8 protein-coding genes and 1 pseudogene are annotated in these 11,803 nt (G+C 71.8%); 6 read left to right on the top strand and 3 right to left on the bottom strand.

The features are described 5' to 3' along the window. Positions 1-83: 83 nt before the first annotated feature. The 3 genes from ASG60_RS19105 to ASG60_RS19095 all read right to left on the bottom strand — a co-directional run bounded on the left by ASG60_RS19105 (position 84) and on the right by ASG60_RS19095 (position 3,988). Complete coding sequence (locus ASG60_RS19105; RefSeq protein WP_056387175.1) at positions 84-1,436, bottom strand: hypothetical protein; 1,353 nt, start codon at positions 1,434-1,436, stop codon at positions 84-86. Continuing rightward, complete coding sequence (locus tag ASG60_RS19100) at positions 1,433-3,535, bottom strand: caspase family protein (RefSeq protein ID WP_056387172.1); 2,103 nt, start codon at positions 3,533-3,535, stop codon at positions 1,433-1,435. Before ASG60_RS19100 ends, ASG60_RS19105 begins: the two co-directional genes overlap by 4 nt. A gap of 189 nt (positions 3,536-3,724) precedes the next feature. Then, positions 3,725-3,988, bottom strand: a complete 264-nt coding sequence (locus tag ASG60_RS19095) for a hypothetical protein (protein ID WP_056387170.1) — start codon at positions 3,986-3,988, stop codon at positions 3,725-3,727. A gap of 250 nt (positions 3,989-4,238) precedes the next feature. Between ASG60_RS19095 and ASG60_RS19090 the strand changes: the two genes are divergently transcribed. The 6 genes and pseudogenes from ASG60_RS19090 to ASG60_RS23640 all read left to right on the top strand — a co-directional run. Then, the gene (locus ASG60_RS19090) at positions 4,239-4,976 is read left to right on the top strand and encodes an NUDIX domain-containing protein (protein WP_056387169.1); all 738 of its coding nucleotides are present in this window, start codon (positions 4,239-4,241) and stop codon (positions 4,974-4,976) included. 28 nt (positions 4,977-5,004) lie between these two features. Then, complete coding sequence (locus tag ASG60_RS19085) at positions 5,005-6,000, top strand: SPFH domain-containing protein (protein WP_056387167.1); 996 nt, start codon at positions 5,005-5,007, stop codon at positions 5,998-6,000. 7 nt (positions 6,001-6,007) lie between these two features. Continuing rightward, positions 6,008-6,901 (top strand): NAD(+)/NADH kinase, encoded by an 894-nt coding sequence (locus ASG60_RS19080; RefSeq protein ID WP_056387165.1) that lies wholly within the window; start codon positions 6,008-6,010, stop codon positions 6,899-6,901. A 142-nt stretch (positions 6,902-7,043) separates the two neighbouring features. After that, positions 7,044-8,153, top strand: coding sequence for an AAA family ATPase (locus ASG60_RS19075; RefSeq protein WP_056167072.1), 1,110 nt, complete (start codon positions 7,044-7,046; stop codon positions 8,151-8,153). Beyond that, positions 8,150-10,453: a DUF5682 family protein gene (locus tag ASG60_RS19070; RefSeq protein WP_056387163.1), complete on the top strand. Its 2,304-nt coding sequence runs from the start codon at positions 8,150-8,152 to the stop codon at positions 10,451-10,453. The genes ASG60_RS19075 and ASG60_RS19070 overlap by 4 nt, the downstream gene beginning before the upstream one ends. Positions 10,454-10,497: 44 nt before the next feature. Then, positions 10,498-10,638 (top strand): annotated as a pseudogene (locus tag ASG60_RS23640) (WGR domain-containing protein); the annotation flags it as partial. Positions 10,639-11,803: the final 1,165 nt, after the last annotated feature.

Raw genomic sequence — 11,803 nt, 5'->3', positions numbered from 1 at the left:
CGGTGCAGCGATACCGCCCACGCGTTCGGCCGTCATCCCCGTCAACGCACGCCCGTCAACGCACGCCCGTCAACGCACGCCCGTCAGCGCACGACGATGCGTGCCGCCGCCTCGGTCACGCCGGGTGTCGCCCGGATCCTGTCCACGAGATCGAGCACCTCGGGTGCCTGTAGGAGCCTGGCGTCGGATTCCATGCCGGGGGCAACGGCCAGCCAGCGCGCCTCCAGTTCCGGCGGCAGGCCGCCCGAGACCCCGAAGCAGGCGAACAGGTTCTCGAACGGCGCGCCCGCGACGATCTCGTCGAGCCCGTAGCCGCGTGGGTAGCGCCGGACGTCGCCGGCCTTGAGAGGAACGGAGGAGGCGGGATTGCCGCGCACCGGCAGGGCGACGAAGGCGGTCTCGTCGGGGGCGACGACCCAGCAATAGAGGCTCTGAGCGGCCTTCGATTCGATGCGCATCTCCAGGCGCTGCCCCGTCGAGAACGGCGTGGCGGTGGCGGAGACCGCGAGGCGTCCGCCGTCGGTCCGGGCCGTCGCCGCCAGATGGTCGAGGAAGGGGCGGGGGGTCGGGTCGCAGCCGAGCCCCTCGGTGCCGATGCGCCGTCGCCCGGTGGGCGCCAGTACGGCGCCGTCGCGCTGGAACTCCAGCTCCATCCAGGCACGGGCATTGCCGCCGGCGTCGCGATCCTGGGAGAAGCGCCCGCGGGCGGTGACCGGACCCTCGCAGGTCGTCCCCGGCGGATTGCGGCGGACATCGAGGCGGGCGCCCTTCAGGATGCGGTTGGCCGAGCGGGCCTCGGCGTCCAGGGCGATGACGAGGCGGTCGGTCAGCGCGCCCGCGCAGGTCGAATGGCCGCCCTCGGCCACGAAGGGACAGATCGCGACGGCGCCGGCATTCGGCGCTGCCTGCGCGAAGGCCCGAACCGCCAGCTCCATCACCGCATCGATATCCGCGACGCCTGCGCCGACCCGGATCGGTACGACGACGGGCTCGCTGGTGACCTTGCAGGCGGCGCTCCGGGTGATGGCCTGGAGTCGGAACGCGGCTGTCTCGCCGGCCCGGCGGGGCTCCACCAGGAACACGCTGGCGTCGCCCGCGAAGGCCTCGCGGATCTGCGCCTCAGCCTCGGCGCCGGAGAGACCGGTGGTGCCCTCGCGCAGGGCCTTGATCCGCACCACGTCGGCCGCCGCCGCGAGGCGCACCCGGCCCGTCGCCTGGAGCCGACTCTCCACGGCGAGGCGCACCTCCTCGGCCTGCTCGCGGGAAAGCGCGGTCTGGCCGGGCTCGACGCCGACCACGGCCAGCCGGAGGTCGGCCCGGCCGGCGCAGGCGGCGACGGCATCGACGAACGGCGCCAGGGCGGCGGTGCCCGGATCGGCGGCGGCGGGCGTGCCGACCAGGGCCGCGAGGAGCCCGAACGCGCGAGCGCGTCTCATTCCGCCTCGTTCGCCTTGGCGTATTGGTCGAGGGCGCGCACGAAGACCGGGTTGAAGCGTCCGTCGAGGGCGCCCGAATAGTAGTCGGCCTCCTTGATGGCACGCTGGACGGCGCGGATCGTCTCGGGCTTCAGCTTCTGGGCGCCCGTGTCGGTGGCCGAAACCGAGGCCGCGCCGAGTTCGCCGCGCTTGAGCGCCCGCAGCACCAGGCCGGAGGCGCTGACCCCCGGGAAGTACCGGCCGAAACCGTTGTCGATCAGGGCCGCCATGGTCGCCATGGCGACGGGATCGCCCTTGTCGGCGGCTTGCCGGAACAGGTCGAAGCCCTGTCGCAGATCCTTCGGAAACCCGTGGGCGCCGGTGGCGTAGTGCGGCACGAGCTTCGAGATGGAGGCGACGTCGCCGGCTTCCGCCGCGCGCTTGTAGAGCGCCACGGCCTGAGCCTCGTTCTTCGGAATGCCGTTGCCGTATTCGAGCATGCGGGCGGCGTTGGCGAGGGCGACCCGGTTGCCGCCCTCGCCGGCCTGCCGGTAGAGGCGGAACGCCTCCGCCTGCGCGCGCTTCACGCCCTGGCCGTTCTCGTAGAGCGTGGCGAGGTTGTTCATCGCCGAGACGCTGCCGGCCTTGGCCGCGCCGTCATAGGCCGCGAAGGCCTCCTTGTAGCGGTCGGACTTGTCGTAGGCGCGGCCGAGCTGGTAGGCGAGGCGGCGCAAGGTCGGGTACGAAGCGGCGGCGGCGCGGCAGGCCTCGATGGCCGCGCTGGCCTCGATCCGCCCGAGCTTCACCCCCGTCACGCCCTTGGGCCGGTCGGGGTCGTCGGTGCCGGCGGCGAGGTCGTCGCAGCGCTTCACGCGCGGATCGCCGTTCGGGTCCGAGCCGCCGAGATAGCCCTCCGCGAGGCTGCGGTAGGCACAGACCTCGCCGCAGGAATCGAGATAGGCCTGGTACTGCCGCTGCTGGCCGAACCGAGCCCAGTTCTCCTGGTCGATGGCTGCCGCGTCCCTGCGCTTACCGGAGAGCAGCCTTTCCATGGCCTGGGGCCTGTGGGCGCAGACCTCGCCGCAGGTGCCCACATAGGCCTCGACGGCCTCGCGGGTGCCGAAGGTCTCGGCACGGCGCCACGCCGCCTCGTCGCGGACCGCCGCGACGCCCTTGGCGACGGCCTCGACGGGCAGGGAGGCCTTCAGCACGATGGGCGCATCGTCGATCTCCGGCACCTGCTCGCGGCCGCTGGCGCGGCGCGCGGCCTCCTCGACCTCCGTGCGCAGGTAGCGTTTCAGCTCGGGCCATTGCACCTGCCCGTCGCCGTTGCCCTGCCGATCCGTCGCGTCGGCCAGCCCAGAGACGCCCATGAGGAAGCGGCTGGTGAGGAGGCCGAGCCGGTTCGCCTCGTCCCAGTTGGCCGGCGTCGCACTGGAGGTGGCGACCATTCGCACGATTCCGGTCTCGGCCTTCGGCCGGGACGGGGCGAAACCGGGTGCCGAGACGGCGAGCAGGCTTTCGCCCTTGCGGCCGGTCTCGCCGGTGAAGCAGGCATCGACCATCACCACGAGCTGGCGCTCGGCGCCGATCTTGCGCTTCACGAGGTCGAGGTTGCGGTAGAGGGTCTCCAGGCTGTAGCCGCTCTCGCCCTGGTTGGGGTTGCCGTCCTCCGGCAGCAGGAAGGGCTGTTTCGTGGCCAGATCCGGTACGCCGTGGCCCGAGTAATACACGAAGACGTTCGAGCGGCCCTCGCGCACGCTGCGCCAAAGCCGGCCCGATTGCGGGTTCCGCTCGGTGCCGAAGGCCTGATTGAACTCGTTGAGAGTCGCGTCCTTGAGGACGAACACGTTGGTGTCGCGGTAACCGAGCCGCTGGACGAGGTAGGCCCGCATCGCCTCGGCATCGTTGTGCGCGAAGTCGACCGGCACCGTCTGCTTGTAGCTGCGGTTGCCAATCACGACGGCGACGGAATCGGCATTGTCGGAGAAGATGGCGGGATCGGGCGCGGCCCGGACCGGCTCGACGGCACCGGCGAGGAGCGTGATCTGGGCGACAACCCCCACGAGCCAGCGGGTGGCGCGAGCCCGCGCATTCCGGACCGTTATGTTGTTCCTCATGCACGGGCTCTCCTTGCCACATGGAAGAAGACGGGTTCCGACGAACGCTCGGTGGGTATCCGACCGGACGTCGAGGGCAAATTCGGCCGGAGCATGGCGCGCAAGGCCATTACCTTGCAACCAGCGCGATGGCGAGGCTGAGGACCGCCAGGTGAAGGGGCGAGAGGGCGATCAGCATGATGGCGCTCCCTACGGCAGGTAGAGACCGCGTCCGCACCGGCGCATGCGGCGCGCCTCGACATAACCGGTGTTGCGGTTGAACACCTCGACCGTCCGGTAGACGCAGTACCGTCCCGAGTTGCGGCCGTTGTAGTAGACCCCGCCATTGTCGAGATCGACGCCGAGGAACTCCTGATTGCCGCCTCCGCTGGCAGCCCTGTCGGTCCCCTGGGCGAGAACCGGAGCCGCGCCGCCGAGCAGGCCGACGAGGACGAGAATCGAGATCGAGCGCATGTGACGTCTCCCTGGTTGGGCGGCGCCGGCCGCCCTCCCCGGGCTCATGGGTCGGCCAGACCCGGTTTTGCGCGGCGGCCGGCCCGGACGATCGACTTTCATGTCCCCACGATGGTCCACGGGCGGCCTCAGCGAAGCCCACATCCGCATCGCGAAGCGATCAACCGGTATGACGCGCTACGATCCCGATGCCTTGACATATATCTAATTCGCATCTTAGTTATACGCAGATTAAATATATGGTGATGCCATGTCTGAGCACGCGTTCCTCGCAGCGTACGATCCGAACGCCTTCGCGCGCCCGGCGCTCACCGTCGATCTCGTGCTGATGAGTATTCATGCCGACCGCCCGGCGGCCCTGCTGCTGAAGCGGACCGAGCACCCCCATGCCGATCGCTGGGCGCTGCCCGGCGGTTTCGTCGGGATGGACGAGACCCTCGACGCGGCCGCCGAACGCGTCCTCCGCGCCAAGGCCGGCATCGCCGGGCCGCACCTCGAGCAGCTCTACACCTTCGGTGCCCTCGACCGGGACCCGCGCATGCGCATCGTCTCCGTGGCCTATCTCGCGCTCCTGCCGGAAGCCGCGTTCCGGCAGGCCCTGGACGGCGCGGCGGAGCTGTCGGCGGCCATCGTCGAGGTGCCGTGGGCCGGCGAGACCGGCGGCCCCGTCACGGCATTCTCCGCGCAGGATCGGGAACGGCGGAGCCCGCTGTCCCTCGCCTTCGACCACGCCGACATCCTGGCCCTCGCGATCCTGCGGCTGCGGGGCAAGCTCGACTATTCCGGGATCGGCTTCGCCCTGCTGCCGGAGCACTTCACCCTGCGCCAATTGCAGGACGTGCACGAGGCGATCCTCGGCATCCCCCTCAACAAGCCCGCCTTCCGCCGCCGGATGCTCGACCGCGGCTGGCTGGCACCGACGGGGGCCCGCGAGTCCGGCACCTCGTTCCGCCCCGCCGAACTCTACCGCGTTCGGAAACCGCTCTGAATCCGCGTCCATCCTGTAGGAAGATCCCATGGCCACGATCCGCAATTTCGGCCCGATCGCGCAATTGAAGAGCGAGGCGAGCAGCCACGTCATCCGCTACCGCAACGGCCGCGTCCGGCAGAGCGGCCGGGGGCTCGTCTTCTGGTTCCGGCCGGAGACCGCGAGCATCAGCGAGGTGCCGATGGACGACCGCGAGATGACCTTGTTCGTGCGCGGCCGCAGCCGCGACTTTCAGACCGTCGTGGTCCAGGGGACTATCGGTTGGCGCGTCGTCGATCCGGACCTGCTCGCCGGCCGCGTCGATTTCTCCCTCGGACTGCACACCGGCAAGCCGCGCGGCGAACCCATCGAGCGCATCGAGGCGCGCCTCAGCGGCATCGCCGGCCAGGCGGTCCTGCAGGAGATCGGCGGAAACCCCGTCGGCGCGCTGCTGGACGCCGGCCCCGAACCCCTGCGCATCGCCCTCGAGTCAGTGCTGGGAGCGGCCCCCTCCCTCGCCGAGATCGGCGTCGCCGTGGTCTCGGTGCGGCTCACCAACCTCGCGCCCACGAGCGAACTGGAGCGCGCCCTGCAGACGCCGACCTTCGAGTCGCTTCAGCAGAAGGCGGACGCGGCGACCTTTGCCCGCCGCGCCCTCGCCGTCGAGAAGGAGCGCGCCATCGCAGAGAACGAGCTGGAGACCCGCACGGAACTCGCTCGGCGCGAGACGGTGCTCATCGCGCGCGAGGCGGAAAATGCCCGCGACCGCGCGGCCGGCCTGGCCGAGGCCCACGGGCTGGAGGCGGCGGCCGAGGCCGAGCGCATCCGCCTCGTCGAGGGTGCCAGGGCCGAGGCCGAGCAGCGGCGCGCGGCCATCTATCGCGACCTTCCGCCCGCTGTGCTGCTCGGGCTGGCCGCCCGTGAACTCGCGGGCAAGCTCGAGACCATCGAGCACGTCAACGTCACGCCCGACCTTCTCGCGGCCGTCCTGGGCGAGTTCTGCAAGCCGGGCCCACCGGTGGCGCCGCCGGCCTTCCCGCGCTGAGGACACCATGTCCGTCGTCACCCCGCGCGCCGTGTTCGTGATCCGCGACACCGACTACGAAGCCCTCCTGGCCCGGCACGCCACCCGTGGCCAGGCCCGGTTCTTCCTGGAGAGCCGCGGCCAGAACCTCGCGGAGATGGAAGCGCGGCACGCCCGCTTCCACGCGGTACTCGGCCAGGCGCGCGCCGCCGTGCCGGGGGCGTGGCGGCAGGCTCTGGCACGGCGCGGCGACCTCGACCGGTTCCTGTTCGCCCCCGATGACGTGATCGTCGCGGTCGGACAGGATGGCTTGGTCGCCAACGTGGCGAAGTACCTGCGCGACCAGCCGGTGATCGGCGTCAATCCGGCGCCCGATCTCCACGACGGCGTGCTGGCCCGCGTCGCGGTGGAGCGCCTGGGGCCCTTGCTCGCGGCCAGCGTCGCCGGGGCGGCGCAGATCGAGCGACGGACCATGGTGCGGGCGGTGCTCGACGACGGGCAGACGCTACTCGCGCTCAACGAGATCTTCGTCGGCCACCGCAGCCACCAATCCGCGCGCTATCGGATCGAGGCGGACGGTGTTTCGGAGGACCAGTCGTCGAGCGGTCTCATCGTCGCCTCGGGCACCGGTCTGACCGGCTGGGCCCGCTCCATCGGCGAGGCGACCCATCTCACCCTACGGATCGGCGTCGAGGAGGCGGCGGTGGGCTACTGGGTGCGCGAGCCGTTCCCCAGCGTGACGAGCACCACGGAGCTCCGCGCGGGCAAGCTCACCGGGGCGTCCCTCGCGGTCACGTCGCGGATGAACGACGGCGGCGTGGTGTTCGCGGACGGGATCGAGCAGGATTTCATCGCCTTCGAATGGGGCCGGCGGGTGCAGCTCGCGCCGGCCACCCACGCCCTCAACCTCGTGGTCGCGTAGGGTGGCGGCTCGGGCGCGCGTTCACGGACGGGGGTTTACGTAACACCCTCGCGATCGCGGGCCCTTGAGAAACCGCCCTGGACCGGGGCAGTCTTCGGCCGGGTGAGGCGGCACTGCGGTGCACCTCGGCGGGGGAGGCGGCATGGCGAAGGTCGAACGGGCGAGGACGGACGGCGAAACCCGCCAGCGGCCCCCGGCGGAGGTCGTGCACGCGGCAGAGCTCACACGGCTGCGAGCGGAGGATACGGCACCGCGCCCGCCCGGCTGGCAGCTCTCGCTCCAGGGCGTGAAGCGATTCATCTGCGGCGATGGGGCAGGGGAGCCGAAGGTCGTGTGCTCGCCGGCCCTGGTCGAGCGTGCCATGGTCACCCTGGCGACGTCGCGGGCCTTGCTGCTCATCGGCGAGCCCGGCACCGCGAAGAGCCTCCTGTCGGAGCTGCTCGCCGCCGCGATCAGCGGCGGCTCGACCCTGACGATCCAGGGCGGCGCCTCGCTCACCGAAGACCAAATCCGCTACGGCTGGAATTACGCGCTCCTCGTCGCGGAAGGGCCGAGCGAACGCGCCCTGGTGCCGGGGGCACTCCATACCGGGATGCGCGCGGGTCGCATCGTGCGGTTCGAGGAGATCACCCGCTGTCCGTTGGAGGTGCAGGACAGCCTGCTGTCCGTGCTCTCCGACCGCGTGCTCGCGGTGCCGGAACTGACGGGCGATGCCGGCATGGTCTATGCCCGCGAGGGCTTCAACCTCATCGCGACGGCCAACACCCGCGACCGGGGGGTCAACGAGATGTCGGCGGCCCTCAAGCGCCGCTTCGGCTTCGAGACGGTGTTTCCCATCGCGGACGCGGCGGCCGAACTCGCGCTGGTGCGCCGGGAAGCCACCGCACTCCTCGTCCGGTCCGGCGTGCCGCGCGCGCCCGACCCCGAAATCCTCGAACTCCTCGTGACCTGCTTCCGGGAATTGCGCGAGGCCGTGGATCACGAGGGCACCGGCCTGGAGCGGCTCTCCTCTGTGATGAGCACGGCGGAGGCCGTCAGCGTCGCCCACGCCATCGGCGTCAAGGCGCATTTCCTGCGCGGCGACGCGGGACGGCCGGAGGACATCGTCGCCTGCCTCGCCGGAACCGCCGCCAAGGACGATGCCGAGGATCTGGCGCGCCTGCGCCGCTACCTCGAACAGCGCGTCGGCCGCCGCGACGGCGCGGCGTGGCGCGCGCTCTACGCCGCCCGTCACCTCCTCACCCCGCAATGAACGGCCCCGAGACCGGCGAGCCGCTCACGGTCGTCGGCGTGCGTCACCATTCGCCGGCCTGCGCGCGCCTTGTGCGCCGTACCATCGAGACGGTTCGCCCGGCCCTCGTGCTCATCGAGGGGCCGTCGGACTTCAACCCGCACCTCGCCGACCTCGCCCTCGACCACGCCCTGCCGGTGGCGATCTTCTCGTTCCGGGCCACGGAGCACGCCAGCCACGCCTCCTACACGCCGTTCTGCGCCTTCTCGCCGGAATGGCAGGCCCTCGTCTCGGGCCGGGCCGTCGGCGCCGAGACCCTGTTCTGCGACCTGCCGGCCTGGGATCCGGCCTTCGGCCAGCGGCGAAACCGCTACGCCGACCCGCACGGCCCCCGGGCCGAAGCCGCCGAACGGGCGCTCGCCTCCGCCCTCGGCGCCGAGGATCAGGACGCCCTCTGGGACATGCTGGCCGAAGCCGCCCCGAAGCACGAGCTGCCGGACCGGCTCGCGCGCTACTTCGCCCTCCTGCGCCCGCCCGGCACGGACGATCCGGCCGAGGAGGCGCGCGAGCGCTTCATGGGCGCCCACGCGGCCTGGGCCCTACGCGCGGCCGGGGGAAAGCCGGTGGTGCTGGTCTGCGGTGGCTGGCACGCGGAAGCCATCCGACGCTACGCGGCTCGGGCCGACGGCGCCCGGCCCGAACCGGCACCGCCGGATCAGGGCGAGCGGACCGGCAGCTACCTGGTGCCCTATTCCTATGCCCGCCTCGACCGGTTCTCCGGCTACAGCGCCGGCATGCCCTCACCGGGCTACTACGAACACGTCGCCGCCGAGGGGCTCGACCCGGCAGCGGATTGGGCCGCCGGCACCATCGCGACCGCCCTGCGCGAGGCCGGGCAGGTGGTCTCGACCGCCGACCGCATCGCCTGGGCGGCGCATGCGGGTGCGCTCGCGCGCCTGCGCGCCCACCCGGCGATCCTGCGCGCCGACCTGATCGATGCGGCCCTGGCCACCCTGGTCAAGGACGCCCTCAATGCGCCGCCCGCCTGGACGGCGTCCGCCGCCGCCCCACGCCACGCGGCCCTGGCCGCGATGCTGCGGGCCCTGGCCGGCCACCGCGAGGGACGGCTCGCCCCGGGCACCCGACAGCCGCCCCTCGTCGCCGATGTGGAGGAGCGACTGCGCGCCGCCGACCTGGAACCCGGTCCGTTACGCCGACGCGTGCCGATCGACTGGGCCGAGCCCGCCGACCGCGCGCGGGCGCACCTGCTCCACCAGACCGTCGTCCTGGGACTTCCGGGCATCGGCCGCGAAGAGGGCCCCGACCTCGCCGAACCAGGACTGCCCCGCGAAAGCTTCGCGATCGCACGGCATCCCGACTGGCCCGGCGCCCTGATCGAAGCCTCGCTCTGGGGCGGCACGCTCGCCATGGCCGCCACGGCTCGGCTCGCCGCGCGGATCGAGGCCGACCCGGACAGCCTGCACGTGCTGGCCCTCGCTCTCTCCGACGCGCTCTTCGCCGGCCTCCCCATCGAGGGTGACCTGCTCGGGCGGTTGAGCCGGGGCATCGCCACGGCGCACGCTGTTGCCGACCTCGGAGGTACCGGGCGCCGGCTCGTGCGCCTCCACCGCTTCGGCGCGGCCTTCGGGGAAACGGCGGCCCCGGCCCTCGCCCAACTCTGCGTCGCCCTGGGGGAGCGCGCGCTGCCTCTCATCGAGACCATCGTGGATGCCCGCGAAGGGCTCGGTGCCATCGAACTCGTCCTCGCCTGCCGCGACCTGTTCCGCGATTGCCGGGACACCGTGCCGGGCCTCGCACCGTTGCGCCCGCCCTTCGTCGCCATGCTGGGGCGGCGGCTGGCCGACCCGGACGCACCGCCTGCACTCGCGGGGGCGGCCCTCGGGTTCCTGGTCGCCTGCGGCGAGATCGGAGCGGGGCCGGACGAAGCCGCGCGCCGGCTACGCCGCTTCGGCCTGCCCGATACCCTCGGCGATTTCCTCGCCGGCCTGTTCGCCCTCGCCCGGGAAGAGGTCGCGCAGGATGCGACGCTGGCGGCCGTCGAAGCACTGGTCAGCGCCTGGGACGACGCGGATTTCCTGCGGGCATTGCCCGCGCTGCGCATGGCCTTCGCATGGTTTCCACCGCGCGAGCGCGAGCGCATCGCTGCAGCGATTCTACGACGGGGCGGTATCGGCCCCGCCCAGGCAGAGGCCGAAGCGCTGGCCTGGATGCGGCAAGGCGCGATGCCCATCGACCAGGCCACTGCCTTCGCGCAGGAGGCGAGGGTCGCGGACAGACTCGCGCGGTACGGGTTGACCTAGATCAGTGCGACGGGGTCTATCTCTGCGCGGAAGGGGGGAACGGTATGCAGCGTTACGAACTGACCGAAGGATCGTCGTCCAAATTCTGGGACGTGGGCGTCGAGGGATGCGACCTCACCGTCCGGTTCGGACGGATCGGGACCAAGGGTCAGTCCAAGGTCAAACGTTTCCCGGAGGCCGACGGTGCGCGGCAGGAACGTGACCGGTTGATCCTGGAAAAGACCCGCAAGGGGTATCGCCCCACGACCGGTGAGACCGACGCGACACCCACCCCGGCGGCGATCGAGGTCCCACCGGAGGCCGGTCCCGTCTCCGCGAGCGCCATGCCAGAGGCAGCGCAGGCCGATCGGGCGATCTTCTCCGGCACGTCCCTGCCGACCCGAACCCGGCCCGGCCCGGCCCTCGATCCCGCGGCCGACTGGGCCGCTTTCGTCGCCGCGATCCGCGACCTGCTGGACTCTGCGCCGGAGGGCGCCGAAGCTGAGGCCCTCGCGGCTCGTCTCGACCGCGAGCCGCCGGCCCTCGACGCGGCGCAGGCGCGCGATTGGTTGAATCTGCTTCGTGCCGCCTGTCCGACGATGGACCAACGGTTCTGGGGCCGGAAGCTCGGCCCCCGGGGTCCGGCGACTCGGGCCGCGTTCATGCATTTCGCCCGCTGGCTCGTGGCACGCTCCGGCATCGCCCCCCTGGTGAGCCTCTTCGACCAGCTTCGTCCCCGTCCGACCAGCAAGTACGGTACGATGCCAGCCTCGGTCTGGGACATCCCGAACAGCTTCGGGGTGCGCTCCGCCCTCACGGCGGCACCGGACGCGGATTTCGACGCCGCACTCGCCGCCTGCCTCCGGCTTCACGCGGAGGACCCAGATCCACATCTCGGCTTCTGGCTCACGTCTGTCCTGGCCGACGACCGCGCCGGGGCCGACCATGCGCTACGCGCCGCCGCCATGCTGGACCGTCACGGGACATCGCGCCTGTTCGTCCGCCAGGGTTACAGCGCCATGCCGTTCATCGTCGATCTACCGCCGTCGCAGGCCGCCTCGTGGCAGGCCGATCCCATGCACAAGGCAATCCTCGCAACCCGTGACGTGACCGCCGCCGAGGTTGCCGCGACAATGATCGCCGTGGCGCACGCGGCCGGCGAATCGGCAACGACCAGTCTCGTGTGGCTCCTGCGCGACGCCATCGGCGTCGACCGGACCATCGTGGCGAAGGCCCTCCTCGACACCGGTGCCGAAGAGGGCCTGATGGCGCTCCTGCCCTTCACCGGCGCGAAGCTCGTCCGCGATGCCCTGGACGCGGCGGACATCGCCTTCCCCGACCGCATGCTCCCTGACTATCTGGAGGCGATGG

The organism is Methylobacterium sp. Leaf469, assembly GCF_001424745.1.
GTDB lineage: Bacteria > Pseudomonadota > Alphaproteobacteria > Rhizobiales > Beijerinckiaceae > Methylobacterium.
This window is presented reverse-complemented; position numbering and strand designations above follow the sequence as displayed.